This is a genomic window from Micromonospora sp. NPDC003197, from assembly GCF_053590565.1.
Window position 1 is genome coordinate 56,324 of record NZ_JBSFTE010000027.1, and the last position, 20,887, is coordinate 77,210.

Genomic DNA, 20,887 nt, shown 5'->3' on the forward strand with positions numbered 1-20,887 from the left:
CGACGATCGGCAGTGCCGACCCACGTGGCTGCCGGTTTCGACGACACTCGTACTGCCGTACTTTCCGTGAATGAGTATTACAACGGCTGTCGATCACTTGGCCTGATCGAGCCGGAGCGCGTCGGGGCCGGCGGGGAATCGCAGTTGGCCAGTCGTGTCGTGTACGGCCCGCCACACCGTCTCGGCAACGTCGCTTTCCCGGGTGAACAGGTCCTGGTCGGTGAAGGAGGCAAGCGTCTTCTTCGCGAACGGCAGGTAGGGCGTCGGAACCAGCCCCTCCAGAGAGCCGGTGATGTCGGTGAAGTTAGTGGCCTTGGCGGCGAATCCGGTGGTCAGGCAGGCGCCCGGCTCGACGGTCTTCGCCCGTACTCCGAACTCCGCGAGTTCAAGCGCGAGGGAAGCGGTGAACCCCTCGATTGCCATCTTGCTGGCCTTGTAGATGGTCGAGAGCGGCATGTGGCCCAGAACCACACTGGAAGTGACGTTGACCACGACGCCGGTGCCGCGCTCGCGGAACTGCGGCAGCACCGCCTGGGTAGTGGCCATGACACCGAAGGTGTTGGTCTCGAAAATCTCTCGGACCCGGGTCATGGGCGTGCCCTCGAATACGCCGATAAGCCCGACGCCCGCGTTGTTGACCAAGGCATCGATGGGTCCGGCCGTCTCAATTGCTGCGGTGATGGTGCTGGGCTTGGTCACATCGAGCTCGACGACGTGCAGCCGGTCCGACTCGGGCAGCACATCGGAGCGTGGCGTCCGCATCGCGGCGATGACGGTCCAACCCTGAGCCAGGAAATGCCGTGCGATTTCCCGACCGTAGCCCGATGAGGTGCCGGTGATCAGAATCTTGTTCATGGCGGAGATAGGCTCCTGTCGTCTCGTTCGGATACTGCTGAACCCACTCTTCGTGACTACGATGCGAGCAGCATCTGTCGTTCGACTCCTGGACGAATCCGCCGCGATTGGCCATGACTTAAGCCTTGCCCCATTTGTCGATGATGTGGGCGTGGCCCTGCTGATCGCGATGTCTTTTGCCCGAATCTTCCTGGGCGCTCGACGAGCGGGCGGGCAGCGAAATTCCGATTTAGTCTGGCGAGGTTAGACGATGGTTGGCGAGCGACGACGGGCGCGTGCGGGATGGGTGGCCGGTGGGGAACTGTTCGGACGCCATGACCACCTGTCGCAGATTGCAGAATTTCTTGACGGAGTTCAGCATGATGGCGGAGTCCGGCTGATTCGTGGCGAACCTGGCGTCGGTAAGTCCGCCCTGGTTGATGCTGCGGTAGAACTCGCTCTCGCGTCCGGAATGCGGGTGCTGCGGGCGTCTGGATCGGAGTTCGAAGCCGACGTCAGCTACTCGTGCCTGAACCAGTTGCTACTACCCGTGCACGCGGTTGTCGATCGTCTCCCGTCTGGTCCGCGCGAGGCGTTGTCGGTGGCGCTTGGCTTCGGGGCCGGCGCACCAGCGGAGGTGCTCCTGGTATGCAACGCCGCGCTTCTGCTCGTTACGGAGGTTGCCGCCGACTCACCGGTCTTGCTGGCGGTCGACGACGTGCACTGGATCGACCGCGCCAGCACTGTCGTACTGGGGTTCATCGCCCGGCGTCTGGAGGGACGCCGAACCGGATTGCTGATGTCGGCTCGAACGGGGGCGGCGAGCTTTCTCGACCCGCGAGGAGTCGCCGAGCAGAGGATCGAGCCGCTCGACGATGAAGCGGCCGGACGGCTGGTCGACACTCGGCACCCGCACATGCCGGCGCGCGTACGGCGACGCTTGCTCGAACTCGCACAGGGAAACCCTCTCGCGCTGATGGAACTGCCCCCCACGCTGCTGGGGTCCATGCAGTACACGGCAACACAACCCGAGGTCGTACTCAGCGAGCGCCTGCAAGCGATCTTTGCGGCACGGCTCCCCGGACTGCCCGACGCGACCCGGCGAGTGCTGCTACTGGCCACCTTCGAAGGCACCGGGGACATCCGGGTGCTCCGAGCTGCCCTGACCGGCGAATCCAGCCTGGCCGACCTGGCTCCCGCGGAGCGTGCGCAGCTGGTGCGCGTGGACGACGCAACAGCCAGGATCGCGTTCCGGCATCCGCTGATCCGCTCGGCGATCGCGGCGACGTCGACCCACGAGGAGCGCCGTAACGCGCACCTCGCCCTCGCCACCGCCCTCGCCGAGAACCCAGAACGCCGGGCGTGGCACCTCGCCGCTGCCTCTGCCGGGCCCGACGAGACAGTGGCGGAACTCCTTGAGGACGCCGCACATCGCGTGATGCTCCGCGGGGACGGGCTGGCAGCCGTTGCGGCCCTCGTCCGTGCCGCTGAGCTGAGCACTACCAGCGCAGGCAGAGGGAGGAGGCTCGCCGAGGCTGCGTACATCGGTGTGGAGGCCAGCGGTGCCATCGACGATGCGAAGGTCCTGCTGGCCGACGCGCGCCGGGCGACTCCGGACACGGTGGTCTCACTGCACGCGGCAAACGCCGCTGCCTTCCTCATGATCAACGGGGACGGCGACGTGAATACCGCCCATCGCCTGCTGGCCGGCGCAATCGAAAGCGGCGATCACGACTACCGGGCCGACGACCCGGCACTCATCGAGGCCATGCACACGTTGCTCCTGCTGAGCTGGTACGGCAGCACGCCGGCGTACTGGAAGCCGTTCTTCGAAGTTCTGCGACGGCTCCAACCTCAGCCACCGGACGTGCTCGCGCTGGCAAGCGATAGTTTCGCCGATCCGGTACGCACCGGCACGGCGGCGCTGCCGCGGGTCGACGCGGTCCTGCAGACGCTGACCAATGACGTAGACCCGACCCGAGCCGTACGCATTGGTACGGCCTCGGTGTACCTCGACCGCCTTGGCGACTGCCGGGAGTCGTCGTGGACCCTTGTTCGGAACGGACGGGATGGCGGTGCCCCCCGCAGGCACCTCGGTGCCCTGATGCACTTGTGCCTCGATGACTATCTGGTGGGACGGTGGGACGAGGCCGAGGAACTCGCCGCTGAGGGACAGCGGATATGCGACAACAGCGGCTTCCCCTTCTTCGCGTGGTACTTCCGGTACAACCGGGCGATCATTGCCGCCGGCCGAGGGCGATTCGACGAGGCGTACTCGCTTGCCGATGAGATCACCCACTGGGCATTGCCCCGTGGTGTGGCGGCCGCTGCGTTGTTCGCGCATCATCCGCGGGTACTCGCTGCCGCCGGACAGGGCGACTATGACGCCGCCTTCGGCCACGCCGCCGCTATAAGCCCACCCGGCGTCCTCGCCTCCCACGTGCCGCACTGCACCTGGGTCATGTTCGATTTGATTGAGGCGGCAGTGCGAACCGGGCGTACGGCCGAGGCCCGGGCGCACGTGCACGCGATGCGCACTGCGGGCGTGGGCGGATTGTCACCACGTATGACCCTGCTCCAGGCCGGCGCCGAAGCCCTCATTCTCGACAGCGACGAACCGGTGATTCGGCTGGAAACCGCGTTGGCAGACACTGCCGCGGAACGGTGGCTATTCGACAGGTCACGGGTACGGCTGGCCCTCGGCGAGAGACTCCGCCGGAGTCGGTCGCCAGTGGAGGCCCGTCGGCACCTCCTCGCAGCGCGCGACGGATTCGGTGCCATGGCGGCGAACCCGTGGCGCGCCCGGGCAGAAGGAGAACTGCGCGCCGGCGGATACCAGCCTGTCCCCCAGCAACGGCGGGGTGACCTGACCGACCTGACAGCGCAGGAGCTCCAGATCGCACATTTGGCAGCGAGCGGTATGACCAACAAGCAAATCGCCGAACGCCTGTACCTGTCGCATCGGACAGTCGGTGCCCACCTATACCGGATCTTTCCCAAGCTGACCATCACGTCACGGGCCGGACTCCGGGATGCGTTGTCGTCGCAGCCTGATGAGAAGCCTGCGCGCTGAGCTCGTCGGCCTGCATTTCCTTCGCCTCAAGCAGCCGCTCCAGAAGCCGCCGCGTCGTGGGATCGTCGTCTCCGATCCAGCGCACCGCCTCCTGCAATGTCTGCACGAGAATTCGCACCCCAACAAGGTTCTGCGTCACGATGCCGGCGAGGTCACCGTCGGGAAACGCCCGGAAGAAGACCCTGGATCGCGCGTTCAGATGCTGCGGCTCGTACCCGGCGACGAACCCGAGCTGCCGGATCCGGATCGCGAGCAACCTGGCACCATCACGGTCGCGGTCGGCACCAGTGAAAAGGAAATCCGCGAGCGGCCGGGCTGATGGGGCGGGCAGGACCACCGCATGCTGCTCGTACTGCAGCGAGGACACCACCAGGCTCGCCAGTAACACATTGAGCAGGCGCCCGATCGCAGCCAAATCGACAAGGTTCGACGGCGTTACTGGTCCGTCCTCCAGGTCGAACAGCGCACGATCGCGAACCTCGCGCGTGCCGAGGACGCGGTGTTCCCTCCCTGATGTTGTCACGCCATCAATCGTGGACCGCGTCTGATGACCCGAGCTTCTGTCAAATGACCTAACCGGCGGCCGAGGGGCTGCCGCTCGGTGACCACTGAGGCCCCGGAACGGATCACCGCGACCCGTACCCAGCCGCCCGCAGGCCAGCCCGATTCGGCATGACCGGTTACGTCACTCGTCGCCAGCACCCGAAATTCTAGGAGTCGGATGACTGATGAAGGGCAGATCGGCTGTCCCTGACAGTGGAGCCATGACAAGCAAGCCCCGGTTTCGAGGAGAGTTCCGATGAGCATCGGTTACGGCTTCCACGCCACCATGACCGCTCAGCCCGCCAAGGGTGACGATCTGGTCGACATCCTGCTCAAGTCGCCGTCGCTGTCGAACGAGGACTGCATCGTCTTCCTGATCGGCCGATCTGCTGTCGACTCCGACGTCGTCCACGTCACCGAGGGTTGGACGTCCGAGCGGGCGCATCACGAGTTCTTCGCCACCGACGAGGCGAAGCACCTCGTGTCGCGGATCCAGCCACTGATCGCCGGCGAGCCGCAATACACCGACGAAGTGCCGATCGGTGGCAAGGCCGCCATTTGAGAGCTCGGACGCCAATCAGCCACAGCGACAGGAATCCCACATGACACTGGCCCGTCCCCCCTTCGACCCCGAGCTGCGCGCACTCCTCTCCGACATGCCATCTCCACCCGAACTCAACCGCGAGATGCTCGCACAGATCCGGCCGTTCTCATCCGCCCCAGTGGAGCCGCTACTGGAGGGCCGTAGGGTCGATCGGCGCGATGTTTACATCGCCGGCCCGGACGGCACGCGCCTTCCGCTGTCCGTCTTCACTCCCGCGAAGGCGGACCCCCACGCTGCGGCACCGTGTGTTTACTGGATGCACGGCGGCGGCATGGTGATGGGCGACCGCTTTTCCCAGATAGACATCCCCCTGGAATGGCTCGACCTGTTCGGCGCCGTCGTGGTCTCCGTGGACTACCGGCTGGCGCCGGAGGCCACAGGCACGAGCCTGGTCGACGACTGCTACCGCGGCCTGCTTTGGGTCGTCGACCACGCCGCCGAACTCGGTGTCGATCCCGACCGCGTCGTCGTCGCCGGCACGAGCGCTGGTGGTGGCCTTACTGCCGGTGTGGCCCTGATGGCCCGCGACCTCGATGGGCCACCGCTGGCCGCCCAGGTGCTCATCTGCCCCATGCTCGACCATCGTAACGACAGCACCTCCAGCTACCAGTTCGCCGGCGGGCCCGGGGTGTGGACGCGCGAGATGAACGCGTTTGGTTGGCGGTCGCTGCTCGGGGACCTGGACGACGACGCCGTACCCGCCCATGTTTCCCCGGCAACTGCCGACAGTTTCGCCGGGCTGCCGAACACGTACATCGACGCGGGCACCGCAGAGGTGTTCCGCGACGAGGGCGTCGCCTACGCCACCCGCATTTGGGAAGCCGGCGGTCAGGCCGAGCTGCACATTTGGGCCGGCGGATTCCACGGATTCGATGCCCTCTATCCGCACGCACGGCTTTCGGCTCAGGCGCGCCGCACCCGCAACGACTGGCTTGCCCGCATCCTAAACCCGTCCGCTGGCTAGTCATCTGGTAGTTGAACTCACCATTACCGCAGGTCACAGCCCTGCAACCCGCCGGCAGGTGCCGTAGTCGGGATTTGCGAACGACACGACACGCTACGGTTGGGCGCCGGTCCTGACGCCGATGTCGGGCATCGAGGTCGGGACCTCGGCGACAGGGTGCACGTCGAGCATCCTGTCCACCTCATCGGCGACCTGGTTGCGTGGGGCCGGATCGTCTTCTCGGTGATGCCGGGTCAGCACTTCAGTAGTCCCAGCCGCAGGAGAACCTGCGGCTGGGACTACATACGACCCCTGGCGCTAATGACCCTTGGGGGCGAGATGTCCGGCAAGCTCCTGGTGGTTGGTAAGCCGCCGGCTGGTGAGCACTCGTTGCGCCTGCGCTCTCCGATGAGTGCGCTGAAGGCGGGGACTATTCGCCCGTACGGGTCGGTGTGTCCTTGGTGTACATCTCTCGGATCCGAGCCACGTCATCTTCGAAGGTGTCGAGGCCCATCGCTGCCCGCCGCTCGTTTACCCGTTCCGGATCCTCGATCGGAAAGGGATCCCAACCGTTTCCCGTGTTGCAGAACTGTGTGCCGTACACCTGCGGCTGGTCCTGGATGATCCGCACCCGGTCATCCAGCAGTGCGATGTTCGACAGCTTGACCTCCCCCGGCCCGGCCTGCTGCATCAGGAGAAGGCAGCGCTTCATGAAGTCCAGGTCGTCAGGGGCGTGCTGGGCCACAAGCCATGCCGCCGACGATGCCTCGGCTCCGACCTTCGACACGGTGGGCCAGCCGATCTGGTCGATGATTTCCTTGAGGCGGGCCGTGTTGACGTGGTCAACCTCGACATCCCACAGGTCCATGTCGACGTGGGCGCGGGTGCGCATCTGCTGGTCCGTGTCGGCCATGGCCAGCAACTCGGCCGCAATCTTTCGGTAGTCATCCATGTGCCGACCGTAAAGAGTCGCCACTATTTTGGCGATGTCAGATAACCGGCTCGTGGCAGTGACCGCCCCGATGATGGTGAGGTTGCGATGGCCCGCGCGGTGTTGCGGGTGGTGGTAGCCCTACCCGCAATTGACGGGCTCGCTGTATCGCGTGTCGTCCTCATGATCCGTACCGTCGATGGCAGCAGATCGATGGAGGAGGGGACGCCGATGCTGGACCACCTGATGCCGTTGATCTCCTCGCCGTGGCTCTACCTGATCGTCTTCACGGCGGTGGCGATCGACGGGTTCATCCCGGTCATGCCCTCCGAGGCCGTGGTGATCGGCCTGGGCGCGCTGTCGACGACCGGCTCGCCGAACCTCGTCGCGTTGGCCACGGCCGTGATGGTCGGCGGGATGGCCGGTGACCAGGTCTCGTACCTGCTCGGCCGGAAGGTGGGCTTCCAGGTCACGAACGGCAAGTTGGTCGTGGCCAAGGAGAAAGCGGAGCGGGCGCTGCTGCGGTACGGGGCAGTCGCAATTTTGGTTGGCCGGTTCCTCCCGTACGGGCGTACCGCCACCGCTATGACGTCCGGATCGGTGATGCTGACGTGGGGCCGATTCCGGCTGTTCTCCGCGCTGGCGAGCGCGGCCTGGGCCGGGTACGCGATCGGCCTGGGCTGGCTGGGTGGCATGGCCTTCGCCGACTCGCCGCTGCTGGGCACCGTTTTCGGAATAGTGATCGGCATGACCCTGGCCAGCACGTACGCGATCGTGGAGAAGCGGCGGGCGGCGGCGGAGAAGCAGCGAGCCGCAGCCCGGCCGGCCGCTTTCGAGCCCGCCTGGGTCGAGGCGCCCGGCCGAGGGCTGGTGACCGTAGGTCGGGGCTGAACCACCGAAAAGCTCAGCCGTCGGGTGGTGTGGCCTTGGTGATCGATAGTCGCCTCTCATCTGCCGCCACGGGAGCTAGGGTCGGATCCGAGCCGGTTGCCAGGGAAGGGGTAGGTACATGAGGGCATGGCAGTTCGAAGGGGCAGGCAAGCCGATTGCGCTGAACGAGGTGCCGGAGCCCAAACCAGGGCCGGGCGAGGTGGTCATCGACGTCCAGGCCGCCGGTCTGTGCCACAGCGATCTCATGTACATGGAGATCGGCGAGACGACGATGCCGTTCCTGCCCATGACCCAGGGGCACGAGAACGCAGGGGTGATCAGTGCGCTCGGCGAGGGGGTCGAGGGCTGGAAGATCGGCGACGTCGTGGGGGTCTGTTCCTCGGGTGTTCGGCCGCCCCTGGGGATGTTCACGCATGGTGGCTTCGCCGACAAGCTGGTCGCTACCGCGGCTGACCTCGCGCGGGTCCCTGCGGGGCTCGACCTCTCCTTGGCCGCCTTGGCGACCGATGCGGGTATGACGTCCTACCACGCGATCATCAAGGTCGGCGGAGCCTCGACTGGCATGAAGGTCGGCGTCATCGGCTATGGCGGTCTGGGCCAGATCGGCACCCGTGCCGCCGTCCTCGCGGGCGCTGAGGTGCACGTCGCCGAGATGAAGGAGTCGGTCTGGGACCTTGCGAAGGCAGCAGGTGCCGCATCCGTCGTACCCGACGCGGCGGAGTGGGCCGGTCAGAACTTCGACCTCGTCGTCGACTATGCGGGGTTCGACACGACGCAGAAGGCTGTCGACGCCATCAAGCGTGGCGGCAAGGTCGTACAGGTTGGTCTTGGTCGACCGACGTTCACGATCGCGAGCTCGACGATCCTCGGCAGGAGCATCATCGGATCCCTCGGCGGCACGGTGCAGGACATCGAGGAGGTCTTCGACCTGATGCTCAGGAGGGAGATCGAACCCGCCTATACCGAGATCACGTTCGATGAGATCCGGGTCGGGCTCGAACGGCTTCGGAACAACGAGGTCACAGGGCGGCTGGTTGCCCGGTTCGGAGCTTGAGGCGCATCGGACCAACCAGGACGGCGAGGAGCCGCGTTTGATGTCACTGATTGATCTGCCGCTGCGGTGAACCGGGGTGCCCGCATGTCCGTTCCATGGGCAGCAGGTGCGCTGGTGGTCCTGGGAGGCAGCAGATGGCGGACACGGCCGGTCCGGTTTGTCCCGAGTTCCTGACGTCCTGGGTGCGTTCTGGCGAGTACCTCAGCCTTGAACCCGGGAACGTTCCGGAGCACGTACGACTCTCCCCGCCGGTACCGGGGATGCATCTGGTCCATACGACTGAAGACGCGGCGAATACGCCGTTGGCGACCCAGGCGTTGCTGGCTTCGCCGTTGGACGTGGTGGCCCGGATGGTGGAAGTCCCGCCGGCCTCGGTTGCGGCCTCGCTTGATCTGGCGGGGGCCTTGGCCCGGGCGGACCGACTGCGGCTGCCGGTCCGGCTACCCGGCTCGTCCCTTGCTGGTTCGAACAGTGACTGGGTACTGCCGATCGACGAACACGGTCGACCGACGGATGCCGACCATGCGGCCTATGTACTGGTGCTACCGGAGAGTCATCTGGTCGCGGAACACACGTCGTCGGGTGCCGAGCTTGATCTGGGCCGGATCCGGTCGAGTGGTCCGATGTTTGGTCAGGTACGCCTGGTGCCCGGTGGTATCGAGTTCGGGTTGCCGTCGGCGATCGTTGCGGCTCGTTACGGTGGTTCCCACATCACAGGTGTGCCGACCGGCGAAACACGTTCGGTGCAGGGCGGTGTCGGTCCGCTGTGGCGTGAGCTTGCCGGCCTTACGCCCGGTTCGATCATCCGACTGAACGTGGGTGAGGGGGAGTCCCGATCCGAGTATCTGGCGCTGAGCGACCGGGACGGTCTGTCGATCGTCCAGGAGAAACCATCCGGGCTGGTGGCGGCAGCTCTCCCTCGTGATCTGAGCACTGTCACGATGACAGCGGTTCTCGCCGTCGACGCCCAGCAACGGGACGCCGTCTGGGCTGCTCAGATGCTGCCCGTACTCGAACTGCGGGCTGAGCAGGCCAAGCAGCGTCTATCCCAGGACAGCCCCGAGTTCCAGAAGTGGGACAAGACGCTCCGTGACTACCAGAGCGCGGTCGCGAAGGCGCTCACCGAGGGTCGGCTTCCCGAGCAGTCGATCGTCGTACGGATGCTCAAGGCCCGTCCCGAGCAGGAGCGGGAGTGGCAGGCGTGGTCGGGTAAGCAGGCCGAAGAAGCGTTCAAACACGGCACGGACCGCGCCGAGCAGTGGCTCAATCGGGTGTTGTACGGCGAGTTTCCACTCTGGACCGGCGCGTTGGGGCGTACCCCGGACGCGTTGCGGAACGAGGACTACCTTCCGCTGGTGCGCACGGTCTTCGGCCCGAGGGCCGAGGCCGTCAGCGACCGGCATCTGACGGTGCTGCGGGAGCACGTCAAGGCTCTGCTCGACGCCGGCGCGGAGGTGACCCGCGCGGCGTTGGTACGACGCGAGCAGTTCGCCGTGCTCCGCCTGGAACTCGACGGGAATGCGGCCACCTCAACCACCGTCGACAGCCAGGCCAACTCGGACAGCCCGGCTGTCGGCGAGGCGGAGGGCACGCCCCTGCAGTCGCTGAACAAGGACGGCACCGCGATCTCCCCAGACCGAGGCGAGGCTGCCCGCGCAGCGGACCGGAAGTTGGAAATCCGTGGCCTGCTCCGGGAGCTACCGCCGGGGATGGCATTCGTCCGGGTCCCGGCCAACGAGGCCGTGCTCGACCATGCCATCGACTTGGCCTACCGGCGGTACGCGAAGCAGAACGGGGGCCACCCGCTCGACCGGCCAGTGCGGTGGAGTGACCTGGACCAGCTGCTCGGGGACGGCACACCACTTACCTGGCGGCGGCTGGAAACCGTGGCGGCCGAGGCGCAGAGCCGGCAACAGTGGCGGGACCGCAAGCGGGTGACGACCTGGTCCCGCCGGCAGGTTCGCACGAATATCGTGCGTATTCCGGGGGTCCAGCGCTCCGTGCACTACCAGTCGGTGCTGGAGCGGCAGCGTCGTCGCGACCTGAAGAAGCCCGCCCAGCTCGACTCGCCGACCGCGCGCCTGGAAGAGGCGAAACTGCTGTCGTGGACGGCGTACCAAGGCAGGACGCCAGAGACCAGCGTTGCGTCCGCGGCCCCGGTATCGGCTCAGGCTCAGACGTCGACAACGACCCCGGCACCACTCACCCTCGCGGACTTCGAACGGCTGGTCGGGGTCCGGCGCAAGTTCTTCACCGGGCGGGGTGACCGTCGGTTCACCGATCTGTCCAGCTACCGGCCGATGGCGCTCGAACTGCTCGGTAGTAACCGCACGGTGGGTGCCGCAGAGCTGATCGAGATGGCGCAACTGGTCCGGGACGCCGAGGCGGAGCTGGCGAATAGCCTGACCAACCCGCGCAGCCTGATTGACCGGCGCAGCCTGCGTGAGGTGCTCGCGGCGTCGGTCGTCGCGAAGTGGCACGACACTAATCCGTTGACCCGTCCCACGCCACCGGGGATGGCATCCGACGTTGACCACAGCCGGTTGGTCAGTGCGTTCCATGCCATCGGTGAGTTGCCGTTCGTGCCGGAGCTGACCAACTGGCTCAACGGGATCATCCCCGAAGCGGACCACGCGGTCGCTCCGATCGAGGTACGCCGGAAGCTGATGTCTCTCTTCGGGCAGGGCCTTGACGACGGTCTGAACATCCCGGTCGAGAGCAAGCGGTACGACCTCCGACTGTGGCCGGTACCGGTTGCTCCGCCCAAGGTCGAGGCGGGCAGCCTGCTGGGTGCCAAGGAGGAGGGGAGTACCCGGCGTTCGGCCAAGATGGAGAACCGGGCGTACCGGTATCGCGATCTGGCGATGTCGCAGACCTCGACGCGTGGATTCAGCTGGGACGTGGGCCCGGCCTATCGGGCTGAAGTCGGAGTGCCGGATACGGTAGCATCGACGCGGTTCGATATATATGCCTCCTACGGCCAGTCCAATACGAGGGATCAGCGTCCCCTGGAAGCGACGGCCATCTCCGACTACCAGCAGTTGCGGATCAAGGAGCCGGTCGGCGACGTGCTGTTGCCGGTCACCTGGGTGGCTCGGGTGGAGGACCGGCGGACCGGCCGATGGAAGGAGTTCTTCTTCGAGAAGCCGGCCGGTGGCCTGCGGCAGGACACGGTCACGTATGCGGTGGCGCAGTTCCAGTTGCCGTACTCGGCAGCGGAGTCGAAGAGTCAGAAGGGCACTGACCCGGACTACCTGCGGGAGATCCGGATAACCAGCGCGGAGCAGTTCCCGCTGTGGCGGATGGACTTCGCCGTGTCCCGGGTACAGGTGGCCGACCAGGTGCTGGCCGGGCTGCGGTCCAACCTCTCGGCGCAGGACTACGTCTTCTGGAAGCCGGTGGTCGAGGCATATCTGACCAACGACCAGCTGATGATGGGGCTGAAGAACATCCTGCGGCCCCGCAACGAACAGAACTACCAGCAGGTCTTCCGGCAGACACTGGAGCGGGACGGGCGGCATCTCAGCTTCAGCCTGACCAGCGGAGACCGCGATCAGCCGATCGACAAGATCATGAAGATCAGCGAGGTGAGCCGGAGTGGGGAGACCCGCTTCGACTGGGTCCTCGCCATCGTTCGCAAGACGCTCAACAGCGTCAACCGGGCACGGGGTCATCGGGGCACTGTCGCCCCCGGACTGCGGCTCCTGAAGCGGGTGCTCAGACTCGGTGGTAGCGGGCGGTACACCTGGCGCCGGGCACTGCAGGAAATCCGGCACCATCGCGCCTGGTTGACCCGAGCCCAGCGGGTCGTCGGGACACTCCAGTACCTCCTGGCCGACTTCACGGCCCAGCTGGAGGTTGAGCACCGGGGCGGTGACGGGCAGGTCGGCGATGGTTCAATAACGATCAACGGCTATGCGCATCTGTTGATGCACTCGGCCGATCTGCGCTCGTTGGCGCAACCCAGCAAGCTGAACCCGAAACCACTGCAGTGGTCCAAGTCGACCGTGCCTGCGCACCAGGAGGCCGACGCCGCCGAGGACGCACAGTTGGTCAAGGACGCCGCGCCGGACAGCACAAAGAGCTGGTGGACACTGAGCGGCTTCGGAATCACCATGGACTTCGTCGAGCGCCTCCACGGGGTACCGCAGCTGTACAACAGCATCGTCCCGCCCCTGGTCAACGCGGGCTACCTGCCGACGGCGGCCATGGGGGTCGGCGTGCAGCCGTGGGAGCACCTGAAGACCCTCGCCCGGACCGGAGCGGACACCAACCTGCCCGGTCAGGAGTACACCAACTGGCGCATGCTTCTGAACCAGCTCTCCGAGGACACGTTGCGGACCCTCTCCGACGACGTCCTGGGGGCCGAGGCGGGGCAGCCTGGCGTGGCCCTGGTCTTCCCGCACCCGGACCACCCCGAGGTCCAGGAGCAGCGCCTCACTGTCGGGCTGTGGGCTGAGATCGCTGGCGACAGCACGCACCAGGGTGTGACCAAATACCAGATCCAGTACGGCCACACCAGCGTGGACACCATGACGGTCAAGCGGGCCACCGGCAGTTCCGGGGATCTCTCCGGGTATGCCGCCGTGGACCTGCTGCCAGAAGAAATCAACGTGCTCGGCCAGTACGGACGCCAGGGGAGCGCCTCGTCGACGGACAAGCTCGGCCGGACCCAGTCGACCGCCCTGACCTCCGACACCGACGGGCAGAAGATGCCCAGCTCCCGCTACCAACTGCCGATCCGCTGGCGTTGGTTCGCCGAGCTTGGTGACATGCGGCTGAAGAGTGGCAAGGTGTCGGCGACGATGACCCTGCTCCAGCCGGACGCCTTGCACGACAAGAAGGGAGAAGCCCGGCTGCTACCGCTCCTGCCGGTGGAGGTGGCATCCTCGGTGCTCGCACGGATGGGAGCGGCCGTCTACACGGCGATGGGCACCAAGGGCGTGGGGGAGCTGCAGCGGCGACTCATCCAGGCGGCCGTACCAGGACTGCCCAAGGCGGCCATCTGGCAGGGGCTGAGCACCATCGTGTACAAGACCGCGCTGATGCGTGCCCTGTCCGGGGCCGCGACGATCCCGATCGGGGGCCAGCAGATCGGCCTGGCCACCCAACCGGTCGGCCGACCCCAGATCGTCAAGGTCTGGTTCCCGTACACCCAGCAGATCGTCGAGAGTCAGGTCGGCCACGAACAGGGCAGCGACAGGCTGCGGCAGCGGGGTTGGCAATTGGGGGGCGGCGGACGGTCCGACCACATCAGTGGCGACATGTCCATCACCAAGAGCAAGGGCAAGGGGGAAGGTAGCGCCTCGCTCTTCACCGTCGGCAGCTACCGGGCTATCTACCAGGACACCAAGATGGTGATCGTCCGTACGGCGGTCATCAACTGGGTGGCCACGGCGGACGGCACCATGATCTCCAGTCCGGGCGAGATCCTGGTCAACGTGCTGTTGAGCGATGTGGTTGCCCATCGGCACGAGTTCGACAACGACCGCCTGCTCAACGAGCACGTCACCGGCACGGCTCCGGCGTTGTCCCGCGCTCTGACGACGAAACTCGACCCACCGGTTGCCCTTCAGGATGGCAACTCCTGGTCTGCGGTGTGGCCGGTCATGTTCAACGGTGGCAACGCCCAGTTCGGCGCCGGCGCGCTGATGACGAAGCTGGTCCGGGCAGCGCGAGAGGTCGGCGGGCCCGAGCTGGTCGTACAGGTGATGTCGCTGCCCGGTGGCCTGGGTCCGTACATGGCGCGGTTACTCGACGGCGGCGCATCGTGGACGTACTCGGTGGGTACGCGGCGTTTCGAACTGGTACTGACCGCTGAGTTGATCGGTCCGGCGCGGGACAGCCGGCCCGGTGCCACCGGCGGAAAGCTCTACGAGCGGGGCAACAAGGCCCGGGACGCCAGCCGCCGTAACGTCTCGTCGTCCGCGATTACCAGCAGCGTACTGGGCATCGGTGGGCCGGTTTCGGCCAGCGCGTCGGTTACCGGGACCGAACGGATCGACCAGGCGGACAGCCGTGGGTCGAACCTGCTGTTCATGGAGGGTCTACGCGCCAACAAGCTCACCGACTTCACCCAGGCCGTTCGGTACCAGGGCTATATCCGCGAGATCAGGGGAACGGCTGACAAGGCCACTGACAAGGTCAAGTCCTGGACGGGGCACGCGAGGACGATGTCCCAGGACTTCAAGGTGGAATCCGAACACCTGGTCGGCGTGCCGACCGAGGGAACCGTGCCGCGAGGGCTTCCGACACGTACCTTCGGCTTCCAGCTCACCAACGGTAAGTTGCCGGACACCTACCGCATTATCGGGATCAAGGGGCTGCAGCCGATCTACGCCGCGCTTGCCGGCACCGAGCTGGTGCGATACCACGACCCGGCCACCGTCACGCCCCTGTCGGAGGAAGGTGAACACGGCACGGTCGAGCCGCTTACCTTCGAGAGTAGGCGAACCATGCTGCCGGGGATGCTCGCCGGCGGTGCCCCGCTTCGTTGGGTGGTCACTGCCAGCGGGGCGCTCGAGGCCCGCGGCGGGAACCTTACAGTGCGCGCGCGTTTCGGTGAACTGCGGCAGATCTACTTCATGGAAAAAGCCGAGCTGGAGAACTACGACCACGGCACGGACCTAGCCGCCCACAATCGCAACCACAACGTCCAGAAGAGCGCGAGCGGTTGGCTCACCCTCGTATTCCCGGTGGCGCCAGGGCAGTACGTCGGTCCGAGGTTTGCGGGCAGCAAGGAGAGCGGCAAGACCATCGGCATCGACCAGACCAACTGGATCGAACACCGCGCATGGCTACGGAACGATACCTCGGTCTACTTCGTTTACAGCACCCTCGAGTACGAGATCGAAGCCCCCAACGGGACGGTGGTGCGCACCACCGGCGGTGTCGAACTGGTCGTCGACAAGGCCGGGGCCCTCCAACTGGGTATCGGGCTCGACGTCCTCAAGTCCGTCGTGCCGGAGAAGCAGCGAGCGAAGGAGTTCGGCACTGACGGAAGTAGCTCGATTGCGCCGCTGACCAGGGCGACCCAGACGACCCTGCTGCCCTCCGTCGCCGAAGAACTCGGTCCAAGGTACGACAAGCTGCTCGCCGCGCTCGGCCAAGCGTCGGATCAACATCTTGCGACGGCCAAGGTCCCAGCCACGTCGCCTGTTGCTCCCCCGATGAAGTGGCACGACGTGCCCGACGACGGCGACTGTCTGTTCCATGCGGTGGTGGACAGTGCCCGACGCCAGGGCATCGCTCTGCCGCCAGGCGTCACCGACATGCCATCGCTGCGCGGCTGGGCCACCGCCGAGATGGCGAAGCGTCCCGGTCAGTTCGCCGACATTCTGGGCCGCACGACAGGCCGGCTGGTGGCCGACGAGTTGAAAGCTAGGTTGAGAGCGAGCGGGACGACCGACCCGCGCCCCTATCTGGACTTCCGTCCGTCCCCGCCGTCGGCAGAAAAACGTGCTGAGTGGCAGAAAACCGCAGAAAACGATGCTGTCTACGAGGAGGCAAAACGCCGAGGACTTCCGATAGCCGACCTTTCCCCCGCCGTGCTTCGCACGATGATGCGGGACTGGCAGCCACCAAACCTGGACGACGCCGTTCGGCAGTTGGAGCAAAACGACGCCATTGCGCAGACGTGGAGCGAGATCGCCCGTCGCATCGACGCTGGCGACCGGGCTGCCCATGACCGGTTGAAGGGCCTGACCGGTGCTGGGCCACTTATCGATGCTGTGCGGAACTCGCTGAACAGCACCAATACGGTCCCAACTCCCGAGCAGCTGCTGACTCAGGCGATGGCCAGTTCGGCGCTGTGGAACACCGCGATCGGCGATGATGTGCCGGCGGCGCTGGCCCGACTGGTGAACCTCAACATCGTGGTGGTCGACCAGGACTTCGCAGCGCCACTGAATCCGACTGCGCAAAAGACGCTCTACGTGCGAAGGATCAACCGCAATCACTATCAGTCCGGTGCTCCGGAATCCACCGTCCAACAGATGGACACGGGCCAGGAGTCCGACGTCACGCCGCCGACGTGGCAGCTGCGGTTGGATGACACGGTCGCCGCGCAGGACAACGTCTATGTCGTGTCCTCGCATGCCAAGAGCGAGCCGACCCAGTTGATCGCTGATCTGCGTGCGGGGGCAAATGCTGACCGTCCGATCATTGTGCTTGGCGTGGAGAAGACAGGTCGTAGTCCGCTGTCGGCCGATGTTGCGCAGGTGAATGTTCTCCTAGAGCAGTTCGCTCAGCGTGGGCAGCTGGCTGTTGTGGTGACGCGTGGACAGGTGAGCGGTGATCTGCGTGACATGCTCGGCCGCTATGGGGCGGCGGTGGTTCACCAGACCCTGAAGAAGCCGGGCGGCGCCGGGCTGAGCGGTCTGGGCGGGCTGAATTCGAGCCTCGGCAACAACTGGACGATTACCGGGTCGAGCCTCGATCAAGGGACCAGCAGCACGTCGGATGTTTGGGATCGGGTCACGCCTGCGGTGTTGGACGCAGCGATGAAGCTTGCTCGCCCGACGGCAGCGGTAAGTCGGGTCGATGACGGCCTCGGCGAGCTGATCTGGGCGGCTAACCTTGGAGTGGCCTGGCAGGCGTTCCAACGGTTGGATTGGTCGCCCGACCAGATGAGGTCGCACCTGGCCAGTGTCAGCGAGATGGTGAAGCGGGTGCCGAACCAACCCGCCCTGGCGGTCTTCGAGCCGGTTCTGGAGTTCGGTGCGGTTGGGCAGTCGGACATTGTCTTCGAATACGCCACCTCGGAGGTTGCGGAACGTCCGAAGGCGTTGCTTGCCTCGGTGGGGAAGCTTGAGAATGCCGGGAAGCTCGGTGGTGGTCTCACCACGGATCATCTGGCGGCGATGGTGGTCGCGACCGGTGCCAGCGACAACGACATCTCGGTACCGGTGTTGGCGGTCATTGGTGACATCAGGGCGGGAAAGTTCTCCAGCGCCAAGCAGTTCATCGACGACAACCGGGGCAAGCTCACGACGGAGGAGAAGGGCCAGTGGGTCGACGCGATCACCGGCCTGAGAGCCGACATGCCCGGTCACGACAACGCGCTGCAGATGTTGTCGGAGGCCGTACTGAACTGCTGATCGCCCGAACCACATGGTCAGGCACCGGATCCGGGCTCAGGCCCGGTCCGGCACCCGAGCGCGAAGACCTCGCAGGCTCCTTCAGTGGCAGACGTAGATCAGGTCTCTGATCTCGGCGAGTTCATTGCTGAGCTGTTCGGTGATACCCACTTGGGTTAGGTGCGGCTCAAGAACGTCTCTGAACCGGTAGTGCCACGGGACTCTGTCCGCGCCGGTCAGGCAGTTCGCAATGCTGAGCAGGCTTCTCCAGTCGGCCTCGGGTCGTACCACGCCATCGACCAGCGAGGTGCGCCTGGCCTGCCCGATTTTCAGCAGAGCGCCGATGGTGTCGAAGATCGAGGCGTGAGCCCGCGCGGTCTCGGGCGCGTTGGCGACTCGCAGGGCCCGTTCGGCATCCATCTCGCCCACCCCACGGGCCAGCACGACCGCCTGCGCACGGGACAGTTGCTGCCCCAGCATGGCCTGGAGCAGCAGCCCATCCCAGAGCTGTCGGGTCTGGTGATCGCCGAGTGGCGGTGCGTCGGGCTGAGCCGGCGGTAGACTCCGGGCGCTCAGATAGTCAAAGACGAACGTCAGGTCGATTGGCCGACCCGCCGGCAGCGGTTGCTCGGGATCGAGCGAGTTCCGTACGGTCGGCTCAAGTGGGGTTTCACCGGCCAGGAACGGTGCGCGTTGGCCGATCTCGATCGCCAGCCGGAAGACCTGGAGCAAGTCGTTCTGCGGAAACTTCGCCGTGAGGTCACGCATGGCCTCGCCGACGGCAGGGTCACGAAACTTTTCGAAGTTGTCGCGGAAGTGGGCCCTGGCCTCGTCGTATGTGTTGACCGACAACAGTTCGACGAGCACCGGCGGCAGCGGCTTGGGTAGTACCGGTTCGAGGGCGGCCAGGGCGGCACCGGCCCGATCGATCATGGCTTGGGTCAGCTGCGGGCCGGCGAGGGTTTCGGTGTGGCCCACCGCAGGCACGTGCAGTTGCCACTCGAAGCCGAGGTTGGTTGGCACCCGGGAGATCAACGCCCCACCGAACTGATGGGCGAGCTGTGTGACCTGTGCGCTACCGGCGGTCGAGACGATGATCGGGCGGGCGTTGTTCAGGAAGTGACGCAGGCTTGCGTTGTTGAGCGCATTCAGCTGGGTCGGCTCCAGCTGCTGCGTGCCGGGTATGTGTCGGACGTCCACCGCGATGACCGGCAGGTTGGTCGCGTCGAGATTGCTGAGATGGTGCTTCGTCTGGTTCTCCGGCGGCCACGCGCCGATCAGTACCTCACCGTGCTGCCCAGACCGAGCGTCGGTCGGCAGGCTGATCGGCGCGATCGGCACTGGTGCCGGCGCGACGGAGCGGTCCAGTTCGGTACGCCGGCCGGACGCGTCGACCATCAGCACCTGCGTGCTGTTTCGCTCCAGCACCGCAGTCCGCCAGTCCTGGGCGCCGTCGACGTCGAACGACACCGGCGTAAGCGCTGACCGGGGATCGACCCAGTGCAGTGCGCCGGTGGCGTCGGACATCAGCCAGAAGACCTGATCCGATGCGATCACCAGAGCCGCGTGCCCGGGGTGGCGTCGCAGGTGGCTGGCGACCACGGTGGGTGCGGCGGTGGTGGTGGCGGTGTCCGCCCCGCCGATCGCCTCGACGACCTGCCGTGGGTTTAGCTCGCGGTGTTGCAGCAGGTCGACCAGAGAGGACTTGGCGGGGCTGCCGAACCGGGCCAGGTACGCGCCGGCCGCGTACGTGGTGGTGTGGGTGGCCCGACCGCCGGACAGCGGCACGTTGCTGGCCGGCGGCAACCCGAGTTCGGCGCGGATTGCGGCAGCCCGATCCAGCCACTGGCGTACCTGGGTCATTCCGACGGACACGTTCTCGCTCGCGTCGGCAACGGCTGCTGGCGGCTCGCGCAGCGCCTCCGTTGCGGCCTTGCGCTGCGCCGCGAGCCCCGTCGGCAATGCCTGGTAGGCGATGGGCTCAAGCGGTGTTGCTCGTGCCGCCTGGTCTACCGGGACGAAACCGTCGCTGTGCTTGACCTCCACTGGTGCGTGCACCGGTAGGTCCAACCAGTCGGCCAGAGACCGTAGTTCGGCGGGGTCGGTGACCAGGTGTCCGCTGTCGTCCAGGGCCACCACGGACAGTTCCGCACGAAGCGCCGGGTCGAGCTGGTCCAGGTAACGGCGCAGCGCCTCGTCCCGGGGGGCCTGCTGCCGGACGAACAGGTGCAGCTCGCCGGGTACGGACAACCCTTCCGCGACGTTGATCAAAAGACCATCCACCGCGTCGGGCTGGGCCGCAGGCTGATGGTAGAAACCCTGGCCCAGTACGGTGCGGAGGGCTCCTTCGAGGCAGTCGGCCATGCTGGTTCCGACCATGTCAGCTCCTCACCTTACGACCAGACGGCTGCCCCATGGGCCGGCATGACCAGCGCGGCAATCGGCCGATGCCGACCGACCGAGGTCACCTCGGGTACGACGTAGTTGCTCTGCCGACTGGCGGTAGGCGTCCATCCCGGTACCGATCCCTCGCTGTATGGGGCTGACGCGATTGAAACGGCCGGTAGGTCACCGTGGTTCACGACGGGCGGTCAGGTGATTGTCGCCTTACGCCGTCGGTGGTGCCTGGAACGCCCCGAAGAGGTCCTCCAGGTTGCTCAGCTGCCGGGTAGCGTGCTCGCGCAGCTGGATCGCCGTGTCGCGAAGCGCGTCCAGCACAGCGTTGGCCACCGCTTCGGGCCCCTCGGCGTGCACCTCCGGATCGATCCGTACGCTCTGGAATTCGCCGCCGACCGTCATCCGGACCGCGACCGCACCGCCGCGCGACGTCCCGGTGACCTCGATCTCGACCAGGTTGTCCCGCATCGCGGCGAGCTGGTCCTGCAGCGCGCTCGCCTGCTGCAGCACATCATCCAAGTTCGGACTGGTCATGGCCGC

At 66.1% G+C, this 20,887-nt stretch carries 11 protein-coding genes; 6 read left to right on the forward strand and 5 right to left on the reverse strand.

Annotated features, from left to right (window positions below):
* Positions 1–93: 93 nt before the first annotated feature.
* The gene (locus ACWDV4_RS24780; RefSeq protein ID WP_449983011.1) at positions 94–855 is read right to left on the reverse strand and encodes an SDR family oxidoreductase; all 762 of its coding nucleotides are present in this window, start codon (positions 853–855) and stop codon (positions 94–96) included.
* Positions 856–1,105: 250 nt separating this feature from the next.
* On the opposite strand from ACWDV4_RS24780, the gene ACWDV4_RS24785 reads away from it, so the two are divergent.
* The gene (locus tag ACWDV4_RS24785; RefSeq protein ID WP_449983014.1) at positions 1,106–3,907 is read left to right on the forward strand and encodes an AAA family ATPase; all 2,802 of its coding nucleotides are present in this window, start codon (positions 1,106–1,108) and stop codon (positions 3,905–3,907) included.
* On the opposite strand, the gene ACWDV4_RS24790 is transcribed toward ACWDV4_RS24785, so the two are convergent.
* Positions 3,843–4,430, reverse strand: coding sequence for a ferritin-like domain-containing protein (locus ACWDV4_RS24790; protein WP_449983017.1), 588 nt, complete (start codon positions 4,428–4,430; stop codon positions 3,843–3,845). The two genes, ACWDV4_RS24785 and ACWDV4_RS24790, sit on opposite strands and share 65 nt — an antisense overlap.
* 276 nt (positions 4,431–4,706) lie before the next feature.
* Here ACWDV4_RS24790 and ACWDV4_RS24795 point away from each other — a divergent pair, with 276 nt between their 5' ends.
* Both ACWDV4_RS24795 and ACWDV4_RS24800 read left to right on the forward strand, forming a co-directional pair.
* A complete protein-coding gene (locus ACWDV4_RS24795; RefSeq protein WP_449983020.1) occupies positions 4,707–5,012 on the forward strand; it encodes a putative quinol monooxygenase in 306 nt (101 codons plus the stop codon).
* Positions 5,013–5,052: 40 nt separating this feature from the next.
* Complete coding sequence (locus ACWDV4_RS24800; protein WP_449983023.1) at positions 5,053–6,018, forward strand: alpha/beta hydrolase; 966 nt, start codon at positions 5,053–5,055, stop codon at positions 6,016–6,018.
* A 409-nt stretch (positions 6,019–6,427) separates the two neighbouring features.
* On the opposite strand, the gene ACWDV4_RS24805 is transcribed toward ACWDV4_RS24800, so the two are convergent.
* Complete coding sequence (locus ACWDV4_RS24805) at positions 6,428–6,949, reverse strand: DUF6624 domain-containing protein (RefSeq protein WP_449983026.1); 522 nt, start codon at positions 6,947–6,949, stop codon at positions 6,428–6,430.
* A gap of 210 nt (positions 6,950–7,159) precedes the next feature.
* Here ACWDV4_RS24805 and ACWDV4_RS24810 point away from each other — a divergent pair, with 210 nt between their 5' ends.
* The 3 genes from ACWDV4_RS24810 to ACWDV4_RS24820 all read left to right on the forward strand — a co-directional run bounded on the left by ACWDV4_RS24810 (position 7,160) and on the right by ACWDV4_RS24820 (position 17,971).
* The gene (locus ACWDV4_RS24810; RefSeq protein ID WP_449983029.1) at positions 7,160–7,819 is read left to right on the forward strand and encodes a DedA family protein; all 660 of its coding nucleotides are present in this window, start codon (positions 7,160–7,162) and stop codon (positions 7,817–7,819) included.
* A 199-nt stretch (positions 7,820–8,018) separates the two neighbouring features.
* A complete protein-coding gene (locus ACWDV4_RS24815) occupies positions 8,019–8,873 on the forward strand; it encodes an alcohol dehydrogenase catalytic domain-containing protein (RefSeq protein ID WP_449983031.1) in 855 nt (284 codons plus the stop codon).
* 134 nt (positions 8,874–9,007) lie between these two features.
* Positions 9,008–17,971, forward strand: a complete 8,964-nt coding sequence (locus tag ACWDV4_RS24820) for a hypothetical protein (protein ID WP_449983034.1) — start codon at positions 9,008–9,010, stop codon at positions 17,969–17,971.
* Positions 17,972–18,052: 81 nt separating this feature from the next.
* Here the strand turns inward: ACWDV4_RS24820 and ACWDV4_RS24825 are convergent, their stop codons facing one another.
* The gene (locus tag ACWDV4_RS24825) at positions 18,053–20,329 is read right to left on the reverse strand and encodes a hypothetical protein (RefSeq protein WP_449983038.1); all 2,277 of its coding nucleotides are present in this window, start codon (positions 20,327–20,329) and stop codon (positions 18,053–18,055) included.
* Positions 20,330–20,557: 228 nt separating this feature from the next.
* Positions 20,558–20,881 (reverse strand): YbaB/EbfC family nucleoid-associated protein, encoded by a 324-nt coding sequence (locus ACWDV4_RS24830; protein WP_449983041.1) that lies wholly within the window; start codon positions 20,879–20,881, stop codon positions 20,558–20,560.
* Positions 20,882–20,887: the final 6 nt, after the last annotated feature.